Annotated in this window: 18 protein-coding genes; 11 read left to right on the top strand and 7 right to left on the bottom strand. The window is 68.7% G+C overall.

Features of this window, described 5'->3' with window-relative positions; all coding sequences use genetic code 11:
* Window positions 1-2 precede the first annotated feature (2 nt).
* Together EV644_RS06660 and EV644_RS06655 are read left to right on the top strand one after the other, a co-directional pair.
* Window positions 3-1316: an NAD(P)/FAD-dependent oxidoreductase gene (locus EV644_RS06660; protein WP_199239673.1), complete on the top strand. Its 1314-nt coding sequence runs from the start codon at window positions 3-5 to the stop codon at window positions 1314-1316.
* Window positions 1313-3208, top strand: coding sequence for a glycoside hydrolase family 15 protein (locus EV644_RS06655; protein ID WP_132188052.1), 1896 nt, complete (start codon window positions 1313-1315; stop codon window positions 3206-3208). Before EV644_RS06660 ends, EV644_RS06655 begins: the two co-directional genes overlap by 4 nt.
* Here the strand turns inward: EV644_RS06655 and EV644_RS06650 are convergent.
* Window positions 3130-4464 carry a cation:proton antiporter gene (locus tag EV644_RS06650; RefSeq protein WP_199239672.1) on the bottom strand — a complete coding sequence of 445 codons (1335 nt, stop codon included), beginning with the start codon at window positions 4462-4464 and terminating at the stop codon, window positions 3130-3132. The genes EV644_RS06655 and EV644_RS06650 overlap by 79 nt on opposite strands.
* Before the next feature lie 283 nt (window positions 4465-4747).
* Between EV644_RS06650 and EV644_RS06645 the strand changes: the two genes are divergently transcribed.
* The 8 genes from EV644_RS06645 to EV644_RS44405 all read left to right on the top strand — a co-directional run bounded on the left by EV644_RS06645 (window position 4748) and on the right by EV644_RS44405 (window position 14105).
* A complete protein-coding gene (locus EV644_RS06645; RefSeq protein ID WP_132188053.1) occupies window positions 4748-5533 on the top strand; it encodes an ABC transporter ATP-binding protein in 786 nt (261 codons plus the stop codon).
* Window positions 5530-6387, top strand: a complete 858-nt coding sequence (locus EV644_RS06640) for an ABC transporter ATP-binding protein (protein WP_132188054.1) — start codon at window positions 5530-5532, stop codon at window positions 6385-6387. The genes EV644_RS06645 and EV644_RS06640 overlap by 4 nt, the downstream gene beginning before the upstream one ends.
* On the top strand, window positions 6384-8243 hold the full coding sequence (locus tag EV644_RS06635; protein WP_132188055.1) for an AMP-dependent synthetase/ligase: 1860 nt from the start codon (window positions 6384-6386) through the stop codon (window positions 8241-8243). Before EV644_RS06640 ends, EV644_RS06635 begins: the two co-directional genes overlap by 4 nt.
* Window positions 8240-9127 carry a branched-chain amino acid ABC transporter permease gene (locus EV644_RS06630; protein ID WP_132188056.1) on the top strand — a complete coding sequence of 296 codons (888 nt, stop codon included), beginning with the start codon at window positions 8240-8242 and terminating at the stop codon, window positions 9125-9127. Before EV644_RS06635 ends, EV644_RS06630 begins: the two co-directional genes overlap by 4 nt.
* Window positions 9124-10242: a branched-chain amino acid ABC transporter permease gene (locus EV644_RS06625; RefSeq protein ID WP_132188057.1), complete on the top strand. Its 1119-nt coding sequence runs from the start codon at window positions 9124-9126 to the stop codon at window positions 10240-10242. The genes EV644_RS06630 and EV644_RS06625 overlap by 4 nt, the downstream gene beginning before the upstream one ends.
* Before the next feature lie 41 nt (window positions 10243-10283).
* The gene (locus EV644_RS06620) at window positions 10284-11588 is read left to right on the top strand and encodes an ABC transporter substrate-binding protein (RefSeq protein WP_132188058.1); all 1305 of its coding nucleotides are present in this window, start codon (window positions 10284-10286) and stop codon (window positions 11586-11588) included.
* Between the two features lie 178 nt (window positions 11589-11766).
* Entirely contained in the window at window positions 11767-13173 is a 1407-nt protein-coding gene (locus EV644_RS06615) for an alkaline phosphatase PhoX (RefSeq protein ID WP_132188059.1), read from the top strand.
* A gap of 338 nt (window positions 13174-13511) precedes the next feature.
* Window positions 13512-14105 (top strand): RAD23 family protein, encoded by a 594-nt coding sequence (locus EV644_RS44405; protein WP_158292758.1) that lies wholly within the window; start codon window positions 13512-13514, stop codon window positions 14103-14105.
* Window positions 14106-14145: 40 nt separating this feature from the next.
* Here EV644_RS44405 and EV644_RS06605 read toward each other — a convergent pair whose 3' ends face one another.
* From EV644_RS06605 to EV644_RS06590, 4 genes are all read right to left on the bottom strand, one after another.
* Window positions 14146-15123, bottom strand: a complete 978-nt coding sequence (locus EV644_RS06605) for a hypothetical protein (protein ID WP_132188060.1) — start codon at window positions 15121-15123, stop codon at window positions 14146-14148.
* On the bottom strand, window positions 15123-16367 hold the full coding sequence (locus EV644_RS06600) for a hypothetical protein (RefSeq protein WP_132188061.1): 1245 nt from the start codon (window positions 16365-16367) through the stop codon (window positions 15123-15125). The genes EV644_RS06605 and EV644_RS06600 overlap by 1 nt, the downstream gene beginning before the upstream one ends.
* Window positions 16367-18064, bottom strand: coding sequence for a hypothetical protein (locus EV644_RS06595; RefSeq protein WP_132188062.1), 1698 nt, complete (start codon window positions 18062-18064; stop codon window positions 16367-16369). The genes EV644_RS06600 and EV644_RS06595 overlap by 1 nt, the downstream gene beginning before the upstream one ends.
* A 90-nt stretch (window positions 18065-18154) precedes the next feature.
* On the bottom strand, window positions 18155-20449 hold the full coding sequence (locus EV644_RS06590; protein WP_132188063.1) for a hypothetical protein: 2295 nt from the start codon (window positions 20447-20449) through the stop codon (window positions 18155-18157).
* Window positions 20450-20593: 144 nt separating this feature from the next.
* Between EV644_RS06590 and EV644_RS06585 the strand changes: the two genes are divergently transcribed.
* Complete coding sequence (locus tag EV644_RS06585; protein ID WP_241998006.1) at window positions 20594-22897, top strand: hypothetical protein; 2304 nt, start codon at window positions 20594-20596, stop codon at window positions 22895-22897.
* Here the strand turns inward: EV644_RS06585 and EV644_RS06580 are convergent.
* Both EV644_RS06580 and EV644_RS06575 read right to left on the bottom strand, forming a co-directional pair.
* A complete protein-coding gene (locus EV644_RS06580) occupies window positions 22879-23505 on the bottom strand; it encodes a lysoplasmalogenase (protein WP_132188064.1) in 627 nt (208 codons plus the stop codon). The genes EV644_RS06585 and EV644_RS06580 overlap by 19 nt on opposite strands.
* 431 nt (window positions 23506-23936) lie before the next feature.
* Window positions 23937-25208: an ATP-grasp domain-containing protein gene (locus tag EV644_RS06575; protein ID WP_132188065.1), complete on the bottom strand. Its 1272-nt coding sequence runs from the start codon at window positions 25206-25208 to the stop codon at window positions 23937-23939.
* Window positions 25209-25215: the final 7 nt, after the last annotated feature.

Genomic DNA, 25215 nt, shown 5'->3' with positions numbered 1-25215 from the left:
GGGTGGTGATCGTGGGCGGGGGCTTCGCCGGTCTGTTCGCGGCACGCGCGTTCCGGCGCCGACGGGTGCAGGTCACCCTCGTGGACCGCGCCACCCATCACCTGTTCCAGCCCCTGCTGTACCAGTGCGCCACCGGGGTGCTGTCCGAGGGCCAGGTCGCGATGCCGCTGCGGGCGATCCTGCGCAAGCACGCCAACGTCGACTGCGTGCTCGCCGAGGTGACCGGTTTCGACGTCCAGGCCCGCATCGTCCACGCGCTGCGGCCGACCGGCGGCGAGCTCGAGTTCCCGTACGACGACCTGATCCTGGCCGCCGGCGTGCGGCAGTCGTACTTCGGGCATGACGAGTTCGCCGCGTTCGCACCCGGGATGAAGACCCTGGCCGATGCGCTGCTGATCCGGCGCCGGGTCTTCGGTGCGTTCGAGATGGCCCAGTCGGCCACCGATCCCGAGGAGCGCCGGCGGTGGCTCTCGTTCGCTCTGGTGGGCGCCGGTCCGACGGGGGTCGAGCTGGCCGGGCAGATCCGTGAGCTGGCCACGTCGACGCTGAGCAAGCAGTTCCACGACATCGATCCCACCGAGGCCAAGGTGATGCTCTTCGACGGCGGCGACGCGCCGCTCGCGCCGTTCGGCCCGGAGCTGTCCGCCAAGGCCGCCGCCGCGCTGACCGACCTCGGCGTCGAGCTCCACCTCGGGTCGATCGTCACCAACGTGGACCAGAACGGGTTGGTGGTCCGGGGACCCGACGGCGCGAGTACGCCGTACGAGGTGGGAACCGTGCTGTGGGCCGCCGGGGTGGCGGCGCAGCCAGTGGCCGACCAGCTCGCGAAGGCCGCGGGCGCGGAGCAGGACAGGGCCGGGCGGATCAAGGTCCAGCCTGACCTCACCCTGCCCGGCCACCCGGAGATCTCGGTGGTCGGTGACGTGATGAGCCTCGACGACCTTCCGGGTGTCGGCGAGGTGGCGATGCAGACCGGGTACTACGCGGCGAAGCGGATCAGGGACGAGGTGGACGGGAGGACCGATCCGCCGAAGCCCTTCCGGTACCGCGATCTGGGCTCCGCGGCCTACATCGCGCGCGGTCAGGCGGTCGTATCGGTCGGCCGGGTGCACCTGAGCGGCCGGATCGGCTGGCTGGCCTGGCTCGGCATCCACCTCGCCTTCCTGACCGGTTACCGCAACCGGTTCGGGGCCGTGCTCAGCTGGGCGATCGCCTTCAGCCGGGAGACCCGGCGCGAACGAGCCTTCACGATGCAGCAGGTCGCACCAGGTGGCGCCGACCTCTATCGCAACCGAAGAGGAGAAGACCCATCATGAGCGACTACCCACCCATCGCCGACCACGGGTTGATCGGCGACCTGCAGACCGCCGCGCTGGTGACCACGGACGGATCCATCGACTGGTTCTGCTGTCCACGGTTCGACTCGCCGAGCGTCTTCGCCGCGCTGCTCGACCAGGAGCGCGGCGGCTACTTCCGGATCCGGGCGACCGGCACCGGCGTCACGAGCCGGCAGCTGTACTTCCCGGACACCGCGATCCTGATCACCCGGTTCATGACCGAGGACGGCGTCGGCGAGGTCGTCGACTTCATGCCGCCGGCCGGCAAGCAGCCCACCGCGAACCACCGGATCCTGCGGATGATGCGGTGCGTGCGGGGGCAGATCAGCTTCGAGGTGGACATCGCGCCCCGGTTCGACTACGGCCGCAAGGAGCACGAGACGCAGCTGGTCGAGCAAGGGGCGGTCTTCGTGACCGAGGACCTGAGCCTGACACTGCACGCGGTCCGTGAGCCGGGTGACGAGCGGCTGGCGCAGGTGCGGGTGGACGGCGGCGACATCCACATCGACTACGCGATGACAACCGGGGACGTCCGGGGGCTGGTACTGGAGTCGGCGGCCGAGGGTCCACCGCGAGAGATCAGGGTCGCGGAGTTCACGGCGATGTTCGAGGATGCCACGACCTTCTGGCGTGAGTGGCTGTCCAAGTCGACGTACACCGGCCGGTGGCGGGAGATGCTGCAGCGCTCGGCGATCACACTGAAACTGATGACGTACGCGCCGACCGGCGCGCTGGTGGCCGCACCCACCGCCGGGTTGCCCGAACAGGTCGGCGGCGAGCGCAACTGGGACTACCGCTACACCTGGGTGCGGGACGCCTCGTTCTCCGTGTACGCACTGCTGGGCATGGGCTTCACCGAGGAGGCGGCCGAGTTCTGCGCGTGGTTGCGGGATCGCGTCCAGGAGAAGACCACGGGGAAAGGCGGTCCACTCAACATCATGTACCGCGTGGACGGTTCGTCCGACCTGGTCGAGGAATCGCTGGAGCATCTCGAGGGCTACCGAGGTTCCCGGCCGGTGCGGATCGGCAACGGCGCCTCGGACCAGCGGCAGATGGACATCTTCGGCGAGGCGCTGGACAGCATCTACTTCGCGGACCAGCACGGTATCGAGCTCGGCCACAACGGCTGGATCGCGCTGCGTGGCATCGTCGACTGGCTGACCGACCACTGGGACCTGCCCGGTGAGGGGATCTGGGAGACGCGCGGTGGGCAGAAGGACTTCACCTACGGACGGGTGATGAGCTGGGTCGCCTTCGACCGGGCGATCCGGATGGCCTCGGAGCATGGCCGGCCGGGGGCGGTGGACCGCTGGACCAACAGCCGGGACACCATCTACAACCAGGTGATGCAACGCGGCTGGAACGAGAAGGTCGGAGCCTTCGTGCAGCACTACGACGACACCGTCCTCGACTCGTCGATGTTGCGGATGGCAACGGTCGGTATGATCACCCCCGACGACCCGATGTGGCTGTCCACGCTGGACGCGATGGAAACCGAACTCGTGGTCGACAGTCTGGTCTACCGCTACAACCCGGCCGCTTCGCCGGACGGGCTGGCCGGCGACGAGGGCACGTTCTCGCTCTGCACCTTCAACTACGTCGACGCGCTGGCCCGGGCCGGCCGCCTCGAGGAGGCCCGGCTCATCTTCGAGAAGATGCTCACCTACGCCAACCACGTGGGCCTGTACTCCGAGGAGATCGGCTCGACCGGCGAGCAGCTCGGCAACTTCCCGCAGGCGTTCACGCATCTGGCCCTGATCGACGCGGCCATCACCCTGAACGCCGCGCTGGATCAGGCGAAGGCCGGCGGGCGGCACACCGCGCCAGACGTCGCGGCCGCGCGTCGCCAGGCGGATGCGGCGGCAACCTGACCGGCGATCCGGTCGGCGTCCTGACCCGGCGTCCTGACCTCGCGTGCTGACTGGCGCGCGGGGCTAGGGCCCGGTCTCGTCGAGTGTGTCGGGGGTGCGGGCGATTCTGCGGTCGATGGCGACCGCGATCGCCGGGTACACCAGCACGGACAGGACGCCCGCGCCCACCAGCGCGGCGGCGTTCTCCGGGAGCATGTGGCCGGTCTCGAGTCCGATCTCGCTGAGAGCGACGAGCAGCGGCAACGCCGTCGACACGATGAAGACGAGTTCGAACCGTCTCGCCCGGGGGAGTGCGGTGCGGTACACAGCAGCGTCGGGAGGCCGCGGACGACCAGCAGCAGCAGGAAGAACAGCAACAGCCGCGCGGGGGCTTCGACGATGGACCGCACGTCGAGCCCCATCCCCGACGAGACGAAGAAGATGGGGATGAAGAAGCCGTAGCCGACGGCATCGAGCTTGTGGTCCAGCGCCTCGACGTTCCCGGGCGCCCACCGATGCAGGACGACGCCCGCCACGAAGGCGCCCAGGACCACGTCGAGCCCGAAGTCGTTGGCGACGACGAGCAGGAGCAGCAGCAATGCGACCGTCCACCGCAGCGTGGTCTGCGAGGTCGCGTGCTGTCCCTCCGACAGGATCCGGGCGATCCGGCCACCGCGACCCAGCCTGGGCACCAGACTCAGCAGCAGTGCGAGGACGCCCATCGTGAGCAGGGAGATCAGCCCGATGAACCGGCCGTTCGACCCGAGGAAGATCGCGATCGCCACGACGGGCAGGAACTCCCCGACCGCCCCCGCGGCGAGGACGAAGGGGCCGAACGCCCCGCGCAGCATGTTGTTGTCCCGCAGGATCGGCAGCAGAGTTCCGAGCGCTGTCGTGGTCAGACCGAGCGCGACCGGCACGAACGCCTTCACCAGGCCCAGCGCCGCGAGCCCTCCGACGACCGCACCGGCCAGCGCCACCGTGACCACCCAGCCGACGATGGCGAGCTTGCCGGCCCGCTGCCGGAAGACCGCCAACTCCAGCTCGTAGCCCGCCAGCAGGAACAAGAACCCCAGACCGACGTTCGCGAGCAGCTCGATGCTGTCCGGGTCGGCCAGATCGAGCACCTGCGGCCCGACGACCACACCGCCGAGAATGAGCACCACGACCTGAGGAACCCGGAACCGGCTCAGCAACCCGACCAGCACCGGCGTCACGGCCGCCACCAGCACGACCACGAAAAGGCTGGTCAGTCCCAGACCGAGTTCAGCACCCATTCCGCCAGCCTGACTGATCGTCCGTGCCGGAACCTCCCCCCGCCCGGACGATCGGCGCCGCAGCGGGACCTGGGTCCGCTCACTCTGACCTCCTGTACCACGGCGTTGCCGCAGTTTGCTCCTGACTGAGCGGAATGCGTTGTCAGGCAGCGTTTCCGGGCACGGTCACGTTTTGGCGACCGGCGTCCGATTTCCGGGCCGGAGGTCTTCCGCAGATGACATCAGTACTGTCACACTCACTCGCCAGGACGGTTGGAACCTTCGGGGATCCAGGAGGCCGGACGTGCTGGCAGCGACGAATCTCGAGGTCGTCTACGACGATGTGATGCTGGTGCTGCGCGGAGTCAGCCTCGAGGTCCCGCAGGGGCGGATCGTCGCCCTGCTGGGGGCCAACGGGGCAGGCAAGTCCACGCTGCTGCGCGCCATCTCGGGGCTGCTCGACATGCACGGCGGCGAGGTGAGCCGCGGCGCGATCACGCTCGACGGCGAACCGATCCATCACCTGGACCCCAGCCGGATCGCTGCCCTGGGCATCAAACAGGTGATGGAAGGGCGGCGGATCTTCACCGAGCTCACGGTCGAGGAGAACCTGCGGGTCGGCGGGCACGTCAAGCCGCGCTCGCTGAAGGTCAACCTGGACCGGACCTACCAGTTGTTCCCGGTGCTGGCCGACCGGCGGCGCAAGATCGCCGGCTACCTGTCCGGTGGTGAGCAGCAGATGCTGGCGATCGGGCGCGCGCTGATGTCCGACCCGCGGTACCTGCTGATGGACGAGCCGAGTCTCGGGCTGGCGCCGATGGTGGTCCAGCAGATCCGGGACGTGATCGTCGACATCAACGCGGCCGGCACGACTGTGCTGCTGGTCGAGCAGAACGCCGCGATGGCGCTGGCGATCGCCGAACACGGTTACGTGCTGGAGAACGGCGCGATGGTGATGGACAAGCCGGCCGCCGACCTGCTCGCCGACGGAGACGTCCGGGAGTTCTATCTCGGGCTCGGAGCCGAGGGCGCCTCCAGGTCGTTCCGCGACGTGAAGCACTACCGGCGCCGGAAGCGGTGGTTGTCATGACCGCGACCGAGACCCGGCCGGAGTCCACCCGCCCGGCGGCGCAACCGGTGCTCACCTTCGACGACGTGCTGCTGGAGTTCTCCGGCGTGACCGCGCTCAACGGCGTGAGCTTCACCGTCGACCCCGGCGAACTGTTCGCGGTGATCGGCCCGAACGGCGCGGGCAAGACCTCGATCTTCAACGTGCTGTCCGGGGTGTACCGGCCGCAGCGTGGCTCCGTGCGCTTCGGCGACGAGGAGCTGATCGGCCGCAAGCCGCACGCGATCGCGCGGCTCGGCATCGCCCGGACCTTCCAGAACATCGAGCTGTTCTCCAACCTGACCGTGCTCGACAACCTGATGCTCGGCCGCCATCACCACCACCCGTACGGCGTGCTGGCCGCGTTCGCCTGGCTCGGCAAGGCCCGCCGCAACGAACTCGCGAACCGGGTGGCGGTCGAGGAGATCGTCGACTTCCTCGAGCTAGCCCAGTGGCGGCGGATGCCGGTCGGCCTGCTCCCGTACGGCGTCCAGAAGCGGGTGGAACTGGGCCGGGCGCTCGCCTCGGAGCCCAAGTTGCTGCTGCTGGACGAGCCGGTCGCCGGGATGAACCTGGAGGAGACCGAGGACATGGCGCGGTTCATCCTCGACATCCGCGACGAGCTCGGCCTGCCGATGGTGATGGTGGAGCACGACATGGGTCTGGTGATGGACCTGGCCGACCGGATCATGGTGGTCGACTTCGGCCGGCCGATCCGGACCGGCCGGCCCCGGGAGGTGGCGACCGATCCCGACGTGGTGCGTGCCTACCTGGGCGAGGAGCACAAGATCGTGGACCACGCCGGCGTGCAGCAGGCGGGTGGCGAGCGGGCATGAGCACGGTCACCGCGGGAGTCCGGTTGTCGACGATCGCCGCCCGGGTGCGAGACCGCGCCACCGCGACCCCGGACGTGATCGCCCTGCGGGAGAAGGACCTCGGCCTGTGGCAGCAGGTCAGCTGGTCGCAGTACTGGCAGACCGCTGAGCTGGTCGGGCACGCGTTGCTTGCCCTGGGCATGGAAGCGGGCGACCGGGTGGCGATCCACTCGGAGAACCGCCGGGAGTGGCTCTACACCGACGTCGGAGCGGTCGCGGTCCGGGCCGTCACGGTCGGTCTCTACCCGACGAATCCGGTCGCGGAGGTCGCCTACCTGCTGCGTCACTCGGGGACCCGGGTGCTGATCGCCGAGGACCAGGAGCAGGTGGACAAGGCGCTGGCGGTCGCCGACGAACTGCCGGACCTGGAACACATCGTCTACCTGGAGCCACGCGGGATCCGGCACCGGTACGACGACCCGCGGCTGCTGGCCTGGCGCGATTTCCTTGCCCTCGGCAAAGAGCACCGCGAGGTGCACCCGGATGCGGTGGACGAGCGGATGCGCCAGGTCCGCCCGGACGACGTCGCGACGCTGGTCTACACCTCGGGGACCACCGGCCCGCCGAAAGGCGTGATGCTCACCGTCGCCAATGTGGACTTCGCCATTCAGGAACTGGTCGAACGCGGCGGGTTCACCGCGCCGCCGCCGTCGTCCAAGGACAGCGTGCTGTCCTACCTGCCGTTGTGCCACGTCGCCGAGCGGGTCTTCAGTTGCTGGTTCGGCGCGGGTGCGGGCGTCTGCGTGCACTTCGCCGAGTCGATCGAGACCGTCGCTCCCAACCTGCACGAGGTGCAGCCGACGATCCTCTTCGGCGTGCCGAGGATCTGGGAGAAGATCGCGGCCGGCGTCCAGATCCGGATCGCCTCGGCCGGCCCGCTGAAACGCCGCGTCGGCGGCTACTGGCTGCGCCGCGCCGACTGGATCGGCGACACCCTCGCCGCCAACGGCGGCCGGCACACCGCTTCCTCCCGGCTGGTCCACGCGATCGGGTACGTCGTCTGCTACCGCGCGCTGCTCGACCGGATCGGCCTGCGCAAGGTCCGGTACGCCGCGTCCGGGGCCGCGCCGATCGCGCCCGAGGTGCTGCGGTTCTTCATGGGGCTGGGGCTGCCGATGCACGAGGTGTACGGGATGACCGAGAACACCGCGGTGGCGACGGCGAACCGCCCGGGCCGGGTGAAGGTCGGCACCGTCGGCGAACGGCACGAGGGGGTGGAACTGCGGATCGACGAGACCACCGGCGAGATCCTGACCCGGCACCCGGGCACCTTCGCGGGGTACTGGCAGGACCCGGAGGCGACCGAGCGGATGATCGACCCGGACGGCTGGTTGCACACCGGCGACGTGGGGGAGTGGGTCGACGGCACCCATCTGCGGATCACCGACCGGATGAAGGACCTGATCATCACCGCGGGCGGCAAGAACATCGCCCCGTCGGAGATCGAGAACGCGTTGAAGGCCTCGCCGTACGTCAAGGAGGCGGTGGTGATCGGCGACCGGCGCAAGTACCTGAGTGCGCTGATCGGGATCGAGCCGGACACCGTCGGCCACTGGGCGCAACTGCACCGGCTGCCGTACTCGACGTACGGGGATCTGTCCTCGAAGGCGGAGGTGGTCGCGCTCGTGCAGGGGGTGGTCGACGAGGTCAACGAGCGGTTCGCGACGGTCGAGCAGGTGAAGACGTTCCGGCTGCTGCCGAAGCTGCTGGAGCACGAGGACGGTGAGCTGACCGCGACCCAGAAGGTGAAGCGCAGCGCCGTCACGAACGCGTTCGCCGACCTCGTCGAGTCGATGTACCGCGGAGGTGTGCGGTGAACGAGTTCGTCGCCACGGTGGTCCGCGGTCTCGGTAACGGCTCGATCTACGCCCTGCTCGCGTTGGGTTTCGTGATCATCTACAAGTCCATGCGGGTGATCAGCTTCGCCCAGCCGGCCTTCATGATGACCGGCGGCGTGCTCGTCAGCTACCTGGTGCTCGAGATGAACTTCTTCTTGGCCGTCGTGGTAGCGCTGCTGCTCACCGCGCTGCTCGGCGCGGGGGTCGAACGGGTCGCGTTGCGGCCGATGATCGGCAAGCCGGTGTTCGTGATCGCGATCATCACGCTCGGCGTCGACATCGTGATCCGCACGGTGGTGAACTCCTTCATCGGCCTGGACATCCGGCAGATGGGCGACCCCTGGGGCCTGAAGCAGGTGAAGGTGCTCGGAGTGAACGTTGACCAACGGCACCTCGCCACTCTGGTCACCACGCTGGTGGTGGTCGCCGCGCTGTTCGCCTTCTACCGCTGGTCCCGCACCGGACTCGCGATGCGGGCGGCGTCGTCCGACCAGGAGGTGGCGCAGGCCCAGGGCGTGTCCGTCGGCCGGGTGTTCTCGCTGTCGTGGGCGCTCGCGGCGATGCTCGCCGGACTGGCCGGGGTGTTCCTGTCGACCGGCATCGGGCTGGAGCAGAACCTGTGGCTGACCGCGCTCAAGGCGTTGCCGGTGATCATCCTGGGCGGCCTGGACTCGCTCGGCGGGGCGGTGATCGCCGGACTCGCGATCGGCGTGGTCGAGGCGCTGGTCGGCAGCTACGGCGGCAACCTCAGCCCGGTCTTCGGCGGCGACTTCTTCCTGGTCGTGCCGTACCTGCTGATGCTGCTCGTCCTGCTGCTCAGACCGTACGGCCTCTTCGGCACCCGGGAGGTGGAGCGGATATGAGCAGCACCCGGTTCGGCAGACCCCAGCTCTACCTGTCGTACGGGCAGGACGTGGCGTTGCTGAACACCCCCGCGAAGCGCTGGTGGACCCTCGTCCTGGCGCTGGTCGCAGTACTGCTGCCGTTCACGCTCCAGGACGACCTGCTCGCCGTCCTGGCCACCGCGTTCGTCGCCGGGATCGGCGCCATCGGCCTCAACCTCGTCACCGGGTACGCCGGCCAGGTGTCCCTGGGGCACGCGTTCTTCCTCGGGCTCGGGGCCTACACGGCGGCGACGTTGTCGGGTGATCCGGACAGCACCCGGCTGATCGGGTTCGGGATCACCTCGTTCCCGATCTGGTTGCTCGCGTCCGGCCTGGTCGCGGGACTCGCCGGACTGATCGTCGCGCCGCTGGCGGCTCGGCTGCGCGGGTTGTACCTGGCCGTCGTGACGCTCGGGCTCGTCTTCATCGGCGAGCACCTGTTCAAGCACTGGAGCGATCTCACCGGGGGAGTGGGAGTCGGCCGGCCGGCCGCGATACCGGAGTTGTTCGGGATCCAGTTCGCGGTCGACGGCGAGTTCTTCACGAAGTCGCAGAAGCTGTACCTGCTGATGTTCGCGCTGCTGGTGATCTTCGGGGTGCTGGCCCGGAACCTGGTCCGGTCGCGGATCGGCCGGGCGCTGGCCGCGGTACGGGACCGCGATCTGGCCGCCGAGGTGATCGGCGTCGACGTGACGCGGTACAAGATGATCGCCTTCGCGGTGTCGTCGTTCTACGCCGGCGTCGCGGGGGCGTTGTTGTACGTGATGATCGGCTTCGTCGAGCCGGGGTCGTTCAACCTGGCGCTGTCGGTGCAGTACATCGCGATGATCCTGGTCGGCGGCGTCGCCACCATCTCGGGATCGGTGCTGGGCGCGTTGTTCATCACGCTGTTGCCGCGGGTCACCCGCGAGCTGCCGGCCGTGCTGCCGTTCATCAGCAGCAGTTCGACGTCCGGGGGCATCACGGTCTTCCAGGTCGAGACGATCCTCTACGGCCTGTTGATCATCGGCTTCCTGATCTTCGAACCGCGAGGGCTGTTCGGGATCTGGATCCGCATCCGTACCTACTGGAAGTCGTGGCCGTTCTCGCACTGACCCCTGGGGTCCGTCGGGGAGAAGCCTGAGGAGGAAGAGCGATGAGCAGAAGTCGCAGGACGGTCGCGGTGGGCCTGGTGGCCGCCGTACTGGCCGTCGCCGGGTGCCGGAACGACGCGCCCGAGACACAGCAGGGCAGCGAGGGCGTCAAGTTCGACGTCGGCGTCACCGCGGACCCCTGTCCGAGCGCGGTCGACCAGGCGAAGGGCTGTATCTACCTCGGCGTCATCTCGGACCTGACCGAGGGCCCGTTCAAGGCGCTGGGGGTGCCGGTCACGGAAGGCCAGAAGGCGTTCTGGAAGCGGGTCAACACGGCCGGCGGCATCGGTGGGTACGAGGTCGACATCACGAAGTACACCAAGGACAACAAGTACAACCCGCAGATCCACAACGAGGTGTACTCCGAGATCAAGCCGAACGTGCTCGGCCTCGCGCAGACCCTCGGCTCGCCACCCACCGCGGCGATCCTGGCGGACCTGAAGGCGAGCAACGTGATCGCCGTACCGGCCTCGTGGACGTCGGCCTGGGCGTTCGAGGACGTGATCCTCGAGTCGGGCACCAACTACTGCTTCGAGTCGATGAACTCGGTCGACTACGGCGCGGAGACGCTGAAGGCGAAGACCGTCGCGGCGGTGCACTTCCCGGGCGACTACGGCGACGACGCGGCCGCCGGTACGAAGATCGCGGCCGAGGCCAACGGGATGACGTTCACCGACATCCCGACCGCGCCGGGGCAGGAGAACCAGGGCGCGGCGATCACCAAACTGGTGGCGGCCAAGCCGGACCTGGTCATCCTCACCACCGGTCCGACCGAGGCGGCGACCATCGTCGGCGGCGCGGCCCAGGCGGGGTACAAGGGCAAGTTCATCGGCACCAGCCCGACCTGGAACCCGGCTCTGCTGAAGAGCCCGGCCGGGCCCGCGCTGACGGCGCTCTACCTGCAGTCGGCACCCTGGGGTCCGTACGGGACGGACACCCCGGGCCACAAGGCGTTGCGCGAGACGCTGGGGGAGGCCGCGTTCAAGGCCGCGCCGAGTGACGGGTACACGGCCGGCTGGGTCTGGTCGTACCCGATGAAGGCCGCGCTGGAGAAGGCGGTCGAGAGCAAGGACCTGACCCGGGCCGGGCTGCTGGCCGCGGTGAAGTCCTTGACCACGGTCGACTACGAGGGCATGCTGCCCGCCGACGCCGGCAAGTACGGCGGAGAACCGAACGACCGGGTCTTCCGGCAGAGCCTGATCTCCAAGGTGGATGCTCCGTCGCCGACCGGAGTGGCGGTCGAGAAGGACTTCTTCACCGGCAAGACAGCGGAGAAGTACGAGTTCAGCAAGCCCTGCTACCAGTAGGTAGCGCCGTTCGTGTCGCGCGTGGACCAGGTGGTCTGCGCGCGACACGTCGCGTGCGGGCTGCGCGACGGTCCAGGATCCGGGTGCGGCGCGACGCGCGGTTCACCTTGTCGTTGACGGCTGTTCACCATACGTTCACAGGGGTCGACAGTTTCTTCCCGCCCAAGGAGGCCCCCTCGTGTCCGTGGAACCGCAGTCGAATCCCCTGTCCCGGCGGCAGTTCGTCGCCCGTGCGGCCGCGGCGGGTGTTGCCGTCAGCGTGGCAGGCTCGGTCGAGGCGCTGTACACCGCCCAACCGGCGCTCGGCACCTCGGGCCCGAAGATCGGGTACGGCCCGCTGATCGAGGACCCGAGAGGCATGCTCGACCTGCCACGCGGGTTCAAGTACAACGTGCTGTCCCGTGAGGGCACGGTCCGGCCGGACGGGTTGCAGACGCCCAGCCGGTTCGACGGGATGGGCACCTTCCCGGACAGCCACGGCGGCAACCGGCTCGTCCGGAACCACGAGTGCAGCCCGACCGCGACGATCAAGGTGGTCGCCCCGCCGGAACGCACATACGACCCGGCCGGCGCCGGTGGTACCAGCACTCTGGTGGTCGACAAGCACAACCACCCGACCAGCGAGCACGTCAGCCTCGGCGGCTCCGCGATCAACTGCTCGGGCGGCATCACCCCGTGGCGCACGTGGCTGACCTGCGAGGAGACCGAGCTCAAGGCCGGGCAGAGCGGCTACACCAAGGACCACGGCTTCATCTTCGAGGTCGACCCCTACGACGACCGCCGCAACAACAACCCCTTCCCGTTGAAGGAGATGGGGCGGTTCCAGCACGAGGCGGTCGCGATCGACCCGGCGACCGGCATCGTCTACGAGACCGAGGACGCGTTCGTCGCCCCGCTCGGCGGCTTCTACCGGTTCCTGCCGAACCGGCCACGAGGTGGCTGGGGCAGTCTGCGCGCCGGTGGCGAGCTCCAGGCGATGAGCATCGCCGGTACGCCGGACCTGTCCGTGTTCCAGGAAGCCGGCACTGTACTGCGCAACGTCGAGTGGGTGAAGGTCCCGGATCCGCTGGCGACGAGCGAGTCGGTCCGGGCCCAGGATTACGCGAAGCCGATCACCGGCGGGTACAAGCTCGAAGGCTGCTGGTGGGGCACGAGCGACCGCTGCGTGTACTTCGTGTCGTCGTTCGCGCGGACCGAGCTCGGCCCCCAGCAGAACCACGACGGCCAGGTCTGGAGGTACGATCCGCGCGAGCGCACGCTTCGGCTCGAGGTCATCTTCACCCGCCCGACCCCCGGCTCGGACAACCCCGAGTTCGATGCCCCCGACAACATCACGATGTCGCCGTACGGCGGTCTGATGATGTGCGAGGACGGCCTCGGCGACCAGCACATCCTCGGCACCACCGAGGACGGCGAAGTCTTCAAGTTCGCCAGGAACCGGGTCAACAACGGCACCCCCGAGGCCCCGGAGTACGGCGAACTGGCCGGCGCCGGCTTCTCCGCCGACGGCCGCACCATGTTCTTCAACGTCTACACCCCCGGCATCACCTACGCCATCACAGGCCCCTGGCGCCGCCGCCGGTAACACCTGCCCCCGCACCACCTCCCTCGCCGCTCCCACCCACCCGCGGCCCGCCACTCCAACGGCGCGGCTCGCGGCCGGTGCGGGGTGGCGCGGTTGTCCTCTATCTCGATGGCAAAGCAAGGCGTAGCGTCCCGATTGAGGACTGCGGACCGCGACGTAAGGGAGCTGCTGTCCCAATCGGTTGGCGCAACCCCCACCGGTCGGGCAGGATGCGTCGCCCCAAGGACATCGCAGCAGCAGCGGCGAGGTCCACTGCCTGGCTCGCGCCACTCGCCGACCACAGCAAGTCGCGGGGCATGCGACCCTTGCCGCGATGCAGCGCTGAAGGGGCTGTCCGGATGCCAACCAACACCATTTTGTCCGCTGCCCGCCTCGCCGCCACGGTCCTCGTCGTCCTGCTTCTGAACGGGTGCGCCGACAAGATCGACTCGACGAGCACCCCGTCGGCCCCCGCGTCGCCGGCCGTGTCCAAGCCCGCGACCACGAGCGCGGCGGTGCCGACCGCCACCACGGTCCCGTCGATGACCGCCGAGGAGATTGCCTGGCTCAAGGCGGTCGCGACGCTGCACAACACGGTGGACAAGGCCTTCATGGGAACGGGGAATGTCTACCTCACGCGCGCGAAGATGAGGTCGTATGCGAACACCCTTCGCAGCTGCAGTCGCGAGCTCGCCCGGATCGGATCCCCTGGCGACCGCCTGCAGCCGGTGTACGTGATGGTCAAGCAGGCGTGCCAAACGTTCGAAAAGGGCGCGAAGTGCTGGGATACAGCTATCAGGGTCAGTGACGCGGGCGGCGCAGTGACCGGCACAGCCGACGAGAGAACGTTCACCCGGGCGAGCCAGTGCGGCTTTGAAGCTCAGGGAAACGGCAGCAACCGCCTCGGGAGCGCCGAGGCGAAGGGCGAGGAGATCAAAGCCAAAGTCGGCTGATAACAGGATGTGCGACGCGGCCTGAGCGGCGGTTATCCGGTCACGGGAGGACGTGGACCTCGTCGAGGTCGACCAGGCCGGCGTCCTCGACCACGATGGGGCGGCGGCCCTTCCGGGGTGGGCGGCCGCCGACGACCGGCAGGGGCCGGATCGTCACGTCGCGGACGTGGAGGTCGACGTACGCGCGGGTGGTGACGGCTCCGTCGACCTCGCTCCGGCCCCAGCCTGCGACCCGGATCGCGTAGAGGTCGCCGCACCAGCCGATGTCACAGTGCTGGATCAAGAGCCGTTGGTTGATCCCCGAGTCGGCACCCCTCTCGTGGTAGCGATCGGTGTTGTCCCCCGGCAGCAACCGGAAGCCGATCTCGACTTGCTCGCACTGGACGTCCCGCACCTCGACGTCGTGTACCGAGCTGAGACAGAAGGCCTCGAACGCGTCGTACACCCGCAGGCCGACGACCTGGAAGTGGTGAGGGTGCAGCGAGTGCCCGGTGATGTCGCTGACCCCGGCGCCGACGGCGCCCCAGTGCGCGATGAAGGCTGTGCCTCCTCCTCGGACCTCGAGATCCGCGAAGAGTGCGTCCCGGACGGCCCCGATCAGGGTGATGTTGTTGGCCGCACACCGGCCGGTACGCCGGACCACCACCCGCTCGACGGTGATCCGTTCGATCCACTCCGGCTTCTCGGTGTAGAAGTACCGGCCGATCGTGACGGCGGTCCAGTCGGCCCCGTCGTGTGGACCGGGTGAGGCGTCCGGAAGCTCGAGGGTGAGGTCGGCGACCGATACGCCTGATCCGAGGACATGGATCAGTGGCGACTCCTCGGCCTCCGCCCGCCACAACGTCGTACCGGAACCGGAAAGTGCCCACCGATCGGTGAGTATCAGCCCTCCGGTGATCGGGTAGGAGCCCGCAGGCAGGACCACGCGCCCAGGTTCGGACCCGCTCAGCAGACCGCGGAGCAGCGCACCGTTCTTGTCCCCATCGCCATCGAGCTGCGGCCGGTACTCGGCGACCATCAGGACTCGGACTGGACGACGAGCTCCCAGCGCACTGTCTTGTCGTCGACGCCCGGCAGTTCGCGCAGGACCGAGGGGTCGATCGACAGCCGGATCAGCGCCGGGGTCCGCAGCGGACCGTCGGTGACGATCTCGATCTCCGCACCCGCACGTGCCCGCACCTGCACACCGGGCGTCGGACCAGGTTCGATCCCGGCAAGCTCCACCCGGACGAGCTTCCGGCTGACCAGGTCGAACATCACATCGGCGAGCGGGTTGGGCGGCGGCCCCGTCGGCGGTGCCGGAGCCGGCGGGGCGTCGCTCATCCAGGGCGCGGAACGGCCGCGCATCCGCCTCCGGGCAGCTCGCAGAACCCTGCGCTCGAGAGCTGCCGCCCGCCTGCTCACTCTCCTCGCCGCCGGAGCGGCGGCCACCGGGACGACCCAACGGGCGGCACGCTTGATCCTCCGATTGACCTTCCGCTTGATGCCGCCCGACGTACTCGGCCGGCTTTCGACCGGCTCGACGACCGGCGCGACCTTGGTCCGGGGGCCCGGCACCAGCGGTTCGACCAGAGTTGCCCCGGCGATCCAGCGCCGCGGCTCGTCCTGGCCGGTCGGATTGGCTACGAAGTACCCGGCGCGAAGCGTCAGCGTGCCGCTGTCCGGGTCGAGGGGCAGGGTGCCGGTGGAGACCAGCCCGATCTCCCGATCGCCCTGCACCTCGGCGAACTCGATCGCTTCCATCATGATGCCGACCGAACCGGACGGCACGGCCGGCGCCCACTCCGGCCGGTCCTTGTCGATGCTGTCCATTTCGAAGACGAACAGCCCTTCCGCGGTCAACTCCTCCGGCTGCAGGTCGAAGCAGACGACCCCGGTCGCTGCCCTGCGGAAGTCCGCCGCCGGCCGGACCAGCAGTGCTGCGCCGCGGGTCTTGCCCTGCGAGCGCACCAGGAGCAGTCGAGGTGCGCCGGCACCCCGGACGGGACCCGGCGTCGTGATGCGTTCTTCCCACCAGTCGAGCGACATGCTGTCGTAGCGGAAGTGCGCGGTGACCCGGACGGGACGGCCGGTCGGTCGCACCTTGACACCGAGCAGTCCCGGCGAGGCGATGAAGCGGCCGATCACGGCCGTGCCACGGACCAGTTGGTCGACCGTGGTGAGCTCAGGGACCGCCCCCGAGCTCACTCTTCCGGGCAGCGTCAGCGGCTCGACCACCCGGTCGAAAGCGGTCTGGAAACGCGGCGTGGTGAAGATCCTCATCACAGCTCACCCACTCCACCCAGCGCCAGGGCGAGTTCCGCGGCCGGCAACCTCATGTCGATGCGGGTGAGGAAGGGATCCTTGCGGGTCCACATCCTGCGCACGGCGGTGAAGGCCGGGTCGGCGTCTGCCTCGACGTGCTGCATCGCCACCCGGACGGAGAGCAGGAGATGCTCCGTCCGGCCCATCTCCCAGTGCTGAACCAGTTGGGTCGAGACGTCCGTTCCGCCGCGGTAGAACCACCCCCAGAGCCGGGCCCGCTCGATCTGCTCCTCGGTGATCAGCGGGCGCCCGTCCAGCAGGCTCTCGATCGACTCGGCCAACCGGGTCCAGTAGTCGTCGGCGTCCTCGGCCACGATGGTGAACCCGCACTGGCTCCACTCCGACCAGCCGGCCTGGAGGGCCGGGATGCCGAACGCGGGAAGCTCGTTGCTGATGCTGCCGCGGACCGTGATGCCCAGATCGACCAGACTCCACATCACGTTCTTGCTCAGCTCGAGACTGGGGAGGAAGACCAGCGGCGAGCCGGCGTGCCGCTCCTTCAGACTGTCGAAGAACCCGGTCGCGTCGTACAGGAACTGATTCGGGTGGTCGATGAACAGCCAGTTCACGTCCTCGCGCTTGACCGCGAAGTCCGCCGTCGCCTCGTACCAGGCGGCCAGGTCGTCGAAGAGCTCGACGTTCGTGCGGGGCGCGTCGGAGATGGCGTGGTTGTACACCGCGACCACCGGCTTGTCGGGGTCGAAGCCGAACCTGGCCAGCGCGTGCTCGCGCACCGACAGCCGGTCCTCGGGGGTCTGCAGCTCGATCGCCGACATCGCGCCACCACGCCACCACGACGGCTTGCCCCAGTTGCCCTTCATCCGCCAGGCGGACAGTTCGGCGCCGGACCGCAACCGGTCCCGGTTCGACCAGACGTACTGCTCGTAGAACTCGGCGATCTGCGGGGTGAGCTCGGCCCGGAAGGTCGCGGTACCGCGCCGGGTCTCGGGGAAGAGCGCATACGCCTTGAAGGTGCCGGTGCTCTGGACGTGCACCGTGGGCACGTTGAACCGGGTGGCCGTCTCGACCGCCAGCCCCCAGTGGTTGTAGTCGACGTGGCTGGTCACCAGGGCGACCGGGTTCAGCCCGGCGAAGAGGGCGTCGTAGATGTCCGAGAACTGCGCGCTGCGCTCGCGGATCTCGGCGTACTTCGCACCGGCGCGGATCTCGTCGGTCACCCGCGGAACCTTGAGCACCCGGCTGACCGTCGCGCGGACGAACTCCTCCAGGACGGCCGGATCGATTCCCGAACCGGACACCGGCAGGTCTTTTCCGGCGACATGGAGATCGCCGCGCCCGGGATCGTCGATCCAGCTGTCCACCAGGTCGTGGATGTCGATCACGTCGACCGCACCGTACGCGTGCGAGATGGCCGCCAGCGCCTCGGCGTCGAAGAACGTCCAGAGGATCTCGTTCCAGTCGTCGTCCGCGCCGGTGAAGACGACCAGCCGGGCCGGGAGGAACCGGCGCAACGCGTTCGCGAACGTCAGGTTACGCAGCGTCACGCGAATGTCCTGGCTCATCGCCTCGACCAGGATCACCCGCTCGCCCCCGGGAAGCAGGTTCCGCTGCCAGAACTCGAATGCGGTACTGCAGAACAGAAGGAACTCAGGAGATTCGGTCAGCTGTTCCTGATCTCCATCTGTGATTGTCATCACCGATTTATAGCAGGCTATGGGGTTAACACTCGCCGGAGTATTGTCTTTCAAACGGTCGATTCAACCGGCGAGGACCCGGCCGGATCTTCACGGCCGGGCGAGTTCGTAGATTCTCACCCGGGATTCCTGGTGGCGGAGCACGGCAAAGTCGTCCAGTTTCGCCGAAACCGGCCCGTCGCGAAGGTCCGCGTAGATCCAGCGCACGCCGTACTGCGATCGCAGTTGGTTCGCCAGTTGCGAGGTCGGGGCGGTGAGGACCCGGTTGGTCAGATCCAGCCGGTCCGGCCACGGCGAGGGTTGGACGGTGTACTTCCGGCCGTGCACACCGTGCGTCGCCATCGCCTGCTGCGTATAGGCCCAGCCCTCCAGGAGCGTGCGGCGACCGGCGATGCCGCTCACGATGTAGCCCCGGGCGTCGCATCCGGGCCGCTGCGGACCAGCCGGCCTGCAGAAGGTGTTGGACACCACGACATCGTCCGGCCCGGAGTTCTTCGCCAGCCATTGGGCCGCGGCGAGCTCGTCGGGGTAGACCCGCCAGAACGCCGACACGTAACGCCCCGAGCCGGGGTTGTCACGCGCCGACCAGGCGTCCGACACTGTCGTGCCGATCGGCAGTCCGATCACGACGAGAACCGCGAAAGCCGTACCCAGGCCGGTCAGGCCCGGCCGCAGGCGCGCCGTGAGCAGCCATGCCACCAACACGAGTACGGCGAGTCCGACGGCAATCAGCAGAGGTCGGGCCAGTACCTCGATCTGAGCGGCCCGTGACCCGGTGGCGGGTTCGCTGACCAGGTCTGCGCACACCGCGATCGCAGTACCGGTCGCAAGCCCGGCCAGGCCTACGCGCAGGATCGTGCGCCGGCTCCGACCTCGTACCCCGGCGGCGACCAGCCAGGCGACGGCTGCGGCCGCGAACGGTGAGCAGGAGCGGAGGAAGTAGTACTCGCTCGCGGAAGGGTGATCCACCAAGGACAGCCCCAGCCAGGATGCGGTCAGCGCGCCGATCAGCCACCACGCGACCGGGTCGCGCCGTACCGCCTTGAGCGTGGCCAGCGCGAAGCCGGCCAGCAGACCGGCATGCGCGAGAGCCAGCCCAGCGAGCGTTACCACGGCTCCGGCCACCGCAAGGTGGTCCCCGGTCAGGGACGGGAGCAGCAGGCCGCCCGTCCCGGCCATCGATCCATCACCGGTGGAGCCGCGATAGCCGGGCTGGAACTTCGCGATGGCGAAGAGCTGGAATCCCGATCCACTGGTGCTGCCGGCCACCGTGAGCAACGTCCCGACCGCGATCGCCGCCAGCAGTCCACCGATCAGGAAGGACCGCCAGGGGATCCGGCGGTTCCTCAGCGGCAGGAACAACGCCGACAGACCGACTCCGCCGAGCAGGATGGGCAGCACCGTCGGCTTCGATCCGCCGCCGACGATCGCCATCGCGACCGCGAGCACCCAGAGACCCCGGCCGCCGTCGCGGTAGAGCGCGGCGATGATGAAGTACGCAGCCGCGGTGAGAGCCACCGTCGCCAAGGTCTGCGACGGACTCAGCAAGCTCACCGGGCCGACCGGGTCCACCTGGGGCCAGGCAGGCACCAGGAAACCCAGGTGCGGCACGACGAAGATGACGGCGGCCAAGAGGCCGGTCCACCACACGCGGCTGACCTGGCGGGCCAACGCGGCTCCGGCCAGTACGGCGACGAACGTCACCGGCAGCATCCACAACCGGTACAGCACCAGGATCGGTGAGAGCCTGGTGATGTCGACGGCGCCCGCGACGTCGGCATTGGGGAACCAGTGGTACTCCAACGCCTCTCCGGCCACCTGGGGCAGTTGCGGCGGGACGCTGCGGAGCAGCTCGTTCACCATCGACAGGTGGTAGAGCAGGTCGGGATAGTACGAGACGCCGCGAGGTGGTGGCACATGATCCGCCATCAGGCCCAGCGTGATCGCCAACGCGAGCAGGCTCAGGCAGACCGACAGCCCCCAGGACCAGGCCATCGGCATCGGTTCGGGCTCGGCGATCCGCCAGTGCTGCCGCAGTCCCGGTACCAGCGCGAAACACAGCAGGACCAGCGCCGGCCAGACGACCAGAGCCTGCTGCCAGCCCAGCCAGGTGAACAGAGCCCACCCGGCGAGCTGGTAGGCGATACCGACCGCGGCCCCCAACCCGACGTCCTCGGCCCAGTTGCCGGTACTGCGCCACAACGCCCGCATCAGGAGGATGCCGGGCAGGGCAACGCAGAAGCAGAAGTAGGCGGCATAGCGGGCGACAGCGCCGAGCGGCACGTCGATCATCACCAGTCCGACCACCGAGGCCAGCGGCGGGAGCAGCCAGGGCAGGACCCGCAGCGACAACCCCAGAGAGGGCTCTCGATCGATCACAGCCATCGCCAACCGTCCCTCCCACGCCCGCGCCCCGAGGGACTGTATCTCAACCGATCTCACCAGCTCGTTCGGCGAACCTCGTGCCGTAACCCGCGCCGAAGATCACGATCTGCCGGATAGACCTGGTAGCCGTGCTCAAATAGGCCGGTGAACACCGCAGCGGAGCGATCAGGCGCGACAGCCACCGAGCCTAGGGAACCTTCCGTCGCCCCGCGTCCTCGCGCGTCCGGCCTGGCGAATATCGCCCGGCTGGTTCCGTGGCTGGTTCCGGTCGGTGCCGGCGTCGGCGGACTGCTCGCGATCGACGTGCCGTTGGCGCCCATCGTCAAGTACTGCGTCTATTTCGCCGGCTGTGTCGTCCTGCCCGGCATCCTGCTGCTCCGGTTCGCGTGGCGCAGTACCGGAAACTGGGCCGAGGACGTCGGCCTCGGTGCAGCGGTCGGGATGGTCTGGCAGCTGCTGGGCTGGGCGATCTTCACGGCTCTGGGACTGCAGTCGTGGTTGCCGGCCTGGCCGATTCTCGTCCTGGCCGCCTTCGTGGTGGTGCCTCGGCTGCGGCCATGCTGGCGGATCGCGGCACCGGCTCCGCTGCCGGTGGCCTGGTCCTGGGGGCTGGCGATCTGCGCGACGGCGCTGGTCGTCATCACCACTTTCACCATGCTTGCGGATCACAAGGCACCACCGGACGGTACGTCCTACTACCAGGATCTGCTGTTCCACCTGTCGATGGTGAACGAGCTGATGCGATCGATGCCGCCGCAATGGCCGCAGGCTGTCGGGGTACCGCTGGAGTATCACTGGTTCGCCAACGCTGACATGGCCGGTGCGGTGGACATCACAGGTGTCTCGCCGGACCTGGTCCTGTTCCGGCTCTGGCTGTTGCCGCAGGCGGTTGTCGTGCTGCTCGTGTCCGCCTGCCTGGCCCGGCAGGTCAGCAAGGTGTGGTGGACCGGAGTGCTGGCCGCACTGGCTGTCCTGCCGACAACTCCTGCGAGTCTGCTCAGCCCTTCCACGACCTTCAGCCTCGTCACCGGGGCCGCGGCGGCGATCTTCCTCATCGACGTCCTGTTCCGTCGCAGCGGCGCCCGTGGCGCCTGGGTGCTCGCCGCGGCGCTGGCGGTCGTCGGCGGTGGATCGAAGCCGACGGTGCTGCCCATCCTGCTCGGCGGAGTCGGACTGGCCGCGCTGTTCGTGATGATCCGGGACCGGAAGCTGCCGTGGCGTTCGATCGGCGCGGGCCTGATCCTGCTGCTCGCGCTGATCGGTACCTTGCGCTTCGTCTCCGGGAGCACCGGTGGATCGGGGCTTCAGTTCTTCGGCGTCGCCAGGTTCCGGCCGGACTACCAAGCGATCACCGGAGACACCTCGCCGCCAGGCACCGGCGGCCTGCTGCCGCCGTCGCTGACCTCGGGTGACTCGACTGCGATCGCCGGGGTCGGGGTCATGCTGGGGCTGCACCTGTTGTTATCCGCCGGGCTGCTGGTTGGTTTCGGCTTGCTTCTGGTCCGGTCGACCAGACGCGATCCGGTCGCCTGGCTGCTGGTCGGAGCCCTCACCGGCGCTTGGGCGGGCATGCTGTTGGTCAACCACCCTTCGGCGGGCGAGCTCTACTTCCTGCGCAGCGTCGTGCCGTTCGCGGCCGCGGCGGCGGCCTGGCTGGTGGCCGTCGCATTCAAAGGCCGCAGCCGCCGAACCATCGCGGTGGTCAGCGTGTCCGCGCTGGTGCTCGGATACGTGTTCTACCAGGCCACGAAACCAGCCAGGCGCCAGGCCGCAGACCCCAGAGCGGCTCAGGTCGAGGCGCTGGCACGACCGCTGCTGGTGGCCGCCGTACTTACCGCGCTGCTGGTCATCGGATGGTTACTGATCAACCGTCGCTGGGTGAGACAGCCGGGACTCGGCGTCGCGATACCCGTCCTCGTGGTGACTGCGCTGTCTCTTGTGGCCCTGACCAACCGCTCGTACGTCGGTATCCGGGCGGACGGGACCTACCGTGCTCTGAACGCGGTGGTCCACCCGGACGAGCAGGCGGCCGCGCAGTGGCTCGGGGCGCACTCCGAGCCGACGGACGTCGTGGTCACCGGCAGTTGGTGCCAATCGGCCGCTCCCCGGAAGGCCGGTTGCGATGCGCGGGGGTATCTCGTCAGCGGGCTCGCGGGTCGGCGGACTCTGATGGAGGGCTGGGCCTACACCCAGCAGGCGCTTGCCACCGATGGGGCCGGCGGCAAGCGGTACATGTTCCAGCCGTCGCCGTGGCCGGACCGGGTCCAGCTCACCCTTCAGATCTTGACGGCGCCGACCTCGGAGTTGCTGGAGGAAGCCCGCACGCAGTACGGCGCACGGTGGATCTTCGCCGACGAGCACGACGGACCGGTGTCCACGAAGCTGGACGAACTGGCGGTGTTGCGTTATCAGCAGGGCGAGATCAAGATCTACGAGCTCGGCCCTTGATCGTGGGCGGTGGCGCCGGAGGCCAGGAGGTATTGGCCGGTGGCGTAGGTGGACATGACCAGAGGGCCGCGGAGCGGGAAGTCGCGGCCGGACATGCGTAGGGCGATCAGGGCGTCGGAGATGAGGAAGAGGGTGCCGCCGAGGCCGCTGCGGGGGCTGTGCCAGCGGGAGACGACGGCTGTTGCTGTGAGCAACAGGGCGTATGCCGCGACTGGTACTCGTTGATCGCCCAGACCTCTGGAGAGCAGCGCGATCAGGGCCGCCCACAGCGCGCCGTACGCCGCTACGACGCGCCACGATCGTTGTCCGGGTTGGGACAGGAACACGGCCAGGTAGCACGCATGTGCCGCGGCGAAGGCGGCTATCCCGGCCAGTTGTAGGTCGGTCTCGAGCAGCAGGTCACCGGCCGCCGACGCCAGCAGCGCGGCCTGAAGAAGCGGTGAAGCCTGCTGGGACCGCGTCCAGGACAACAGCAGAGGCATCAGGGTCACTTTGCTGGCCTGCTTCAACACCTTGACGTCAAAGGCAACCGCAACCACCTGCACCACGGTCGCACCCCAGTACGCCGTCAACCGCCGCCGCTCACTCGCCAGCCGCCCCAGTCTCATGCCGCCGAGTGTGCCCCACCCCGGTGAACAACCCGGGAACTGCGCTCCTTCGTGCCGGGCGTGACGCGCGAGTGGTGTACGGAGCGACAGGTAGATGTCGGTTGCCGGGTGGGCCGCGGGCTGGTTGGGCGGCGGGGACGGCACGAGCAGCAGGACTACTTCCTGTCCTTCGGTACGACGAACCCTCGGACCGACCTGATCGCAGGGGAGCTCGCCCTCGAGGTCGCTCGAGGGCGGGATCACTCCGCAGTCGCACAGCCGCGCGGAGGAGCGGCGAACCGGGGTGGGTGGGAGCGGGCGACGGAGGAGCGGCGTGGGGATGACCGTAGTACAGGAAACTGCCCGGGCACGGGCGTCTGGGGGGACGTCCGTGCCCGGGGCCGGGAGGTCAGCGGTTGAGCTGGGGGGTCAAAGGCTGAACCCGGCGGTTCCTACGGCTCGTCGATGACTATCGCGGCCTCCATCTCCAGGACTCGGCGGTAGTCGTCGTCCAGGGTCTGGGCGTCGCTGTGGATCAGGATCACCCAGGCCAGGCAGGTGAACAGGTCGACCGTCTCGGGGACGATCGCGTCCTCTTCGTGCAGGATCTTCATCCAGTGGAAGGATTTCAGGCTGTCGACGCCGTCGAAGACGTCGCGGTTGCGGAAGTAGCCGTCGCGGTACGCGGAGATGAAGATGCCGCGCAGGTGCTGGACCAGGTCGAAGCTGTCCCGGACCTCGCCGCGGACGCGGTGGGCGACCGTGCGCTTGATGTGGTTGTCGCCGGTGGCCAGTTCGCTGACCATCTGGTGACCGCCACCCGCGGGCCTGGCCGCCACCTCGATCAGCCGGGGACCGTCGGCCGTCATCATCACCTCGGAGTGCCCGCAGCCGACCCGGATGCCGACGGCGTCGAGGACCTGCTGGGTGTACGGCCAGAGCGCCAGTACTTCGGGATCGTCGGCCGCGAGGAAGTCGATCCGGTGGTAGATGCCGATCTTGTCGCCGCGGCTGATCTTGGTGTACCGGCAGACGTCGACGAGCGAGTGCTTGCCGTCCACGGTGTAGCTGTCGACCAGGTACTCCGTGCCTTCGGCGTACTCCTGGATCAGCACGGCGTCGTTGACCAGGCCCATCTTGTTGGTCCGGCCGAGCACCCGGTCGAAGCGTTCGCGCCAGTCGCCGTCCTCGAAGACGACGTACACCTCGTCACCGGCGGCGCTCTTCGGCGGCTTGATCACCAGCCGCTTGCCAAGCAGGTCGTTCTCCTTCAGCCAGCGCTCGGCCTCGGCCGGGTCCGCCGTACGGAGCTGCCGCAGCCGCGGTACACCGGCTGCCGACAACGCCTGCGCCATCTCCCACTTGTCGCGGCGCGCGCTCGCAAGTGATGGCTCGTTGCCGGTGCCAGGCACCAGGATCTCGGTCAGCTGGTCGCACAGCTCGACGCCGCTCTCCGCACCCGGCACCAGGTACTGCGGGTCGTAGGCCCGGAGCTCCTCGGCCAAGGCGGTGACGTCGCCGGTGAAGTAGTGCACGTGCTCGAAGTCGTCCGGGTGCCAGCTGGTCGTGTACGCCGGTGGTGGCTCGGACCCGCTCAGTACGGCGACCGGGATCTGGCCGGCCTCCTTGAAAGCGGCTGGATATTCCTGCCCCGTGGACAGAGGATCCACGATGATCGTGTATCGACCGGGGTGGTGGGGTGGGGAAGGTATCAAGTTGGTCATGAGGTCC

The organism is Kribbella orskensis (genome assembly GCF_004342085.1).
Classification (GTDB): domain Bacteria; phylum Actinomycetota; class Actinomycetes; order Propionibacteriales; family Kribbellaceae; genus Kribbella; species Kribbella orskensis.
This window is presented reverse-complemented; position numbering and strand designations above follow the sequence as displayed.

What these genes read in the sequence shown, in the direction of transcription:
- EV644_RS06655 (WP_132188052.1), top strand. Translation starts at nt 1,313, where the DNA reads ATGAGCGACTACCCACCCATCGCCGACCACGGGTTGATCGGCGACCTG.
- EV644_RS06650 (WP_199239672.1), bottom strand. Translation starts at nt 4,464, where the DNA reads ATGGGTGCTGAACTCGGTCTGGGACTGACCAGCCTTTTCGTGGTCGTG.
- EV644_RS06640 (WP_132188054.1), top strand. Translation starts at nt 5,530, where the DNA reads ATGACCGCGACCGAGACCCGGCCGGAGTCCACCCGCCCGGCGGCGCAA.
- EV644_RS06635 (WP_132188055.1), top strand. Translation starts at nt 6,384, where the DNA reads ATGAGCACGGTCACCGCGGGAGTCCGGTTGTCGACGATCGCCGCCCGG.
- EV644_RS06625 (WP_132188057.1), top strand. Translation starts at nt 9,124, where the DNA reads ATGAGCAGCACCCGGTTCGGCAGACCCCAGCTCTACCTGTCGTACGGG.
- EV644_RS06620 (WP_132188058.1), top strand. Translation starts at nt 10,284, where the DNA reads ATGAGCAGAAGTCGCAGGACGGTCGCGGTGGGCCTGGTGGCCGCCGTA.
- EV644_RS44405 (WP_158292758.1), top strand. Translation starts at nt 13,512, where the DNA reads ATGCCAACCAACACCATTTTGTCCGCTGCCCGCCTCGCCGCCACGGTC.
- EV644_RS06605 (WP_132188060.1), bottom strand. Translation starts at nt 15,123, where the DNA reads ATGGTCGCCGAGTACCGGCCGCAGCTCGATGGCGATGGGGACAAGAAC.
- EV644_RS06600 (WP_132188061.1), bottom strand. Translation starts at nt 16,367, where the DNA reads ATGAGGATCTTCACCACGCCGCGTTTCCAGACCGCTTTCGACCGGGTG.
- EV644_RS06595 (WP_132188062.1), bottom strand. Translation starts at nt 18,064, where the DNA reads ATGACAATCACAGATGGAGATCAGGAACAGCTGACCGAATCTCCTGAG.
- EV644_RS06590 (WP_132188063.1), bottom strand. Translation starts at nt 20,449, where the DNA reads ATGGCTGTGATCGATCGAGAGCCCTCTCTGGGGTTGTCGCTGCGGGTC.
- EV644_RS06580 (WP_132188064.1), bottom strand. Translation starts at nt 23,505, where the DNA reads ATGAGACTGGGGCGGCTGGCGAGTGAGCGGCGGCGGTTGACGGCGTAC.
- EV644_RS06575 (WP_132188065.1), bottom strand. Translation starts at nt 25,208, where the DNA reads ATGACCAACTTGATACCTTCCCCACCCCACCACCCCGGTCGATACACG.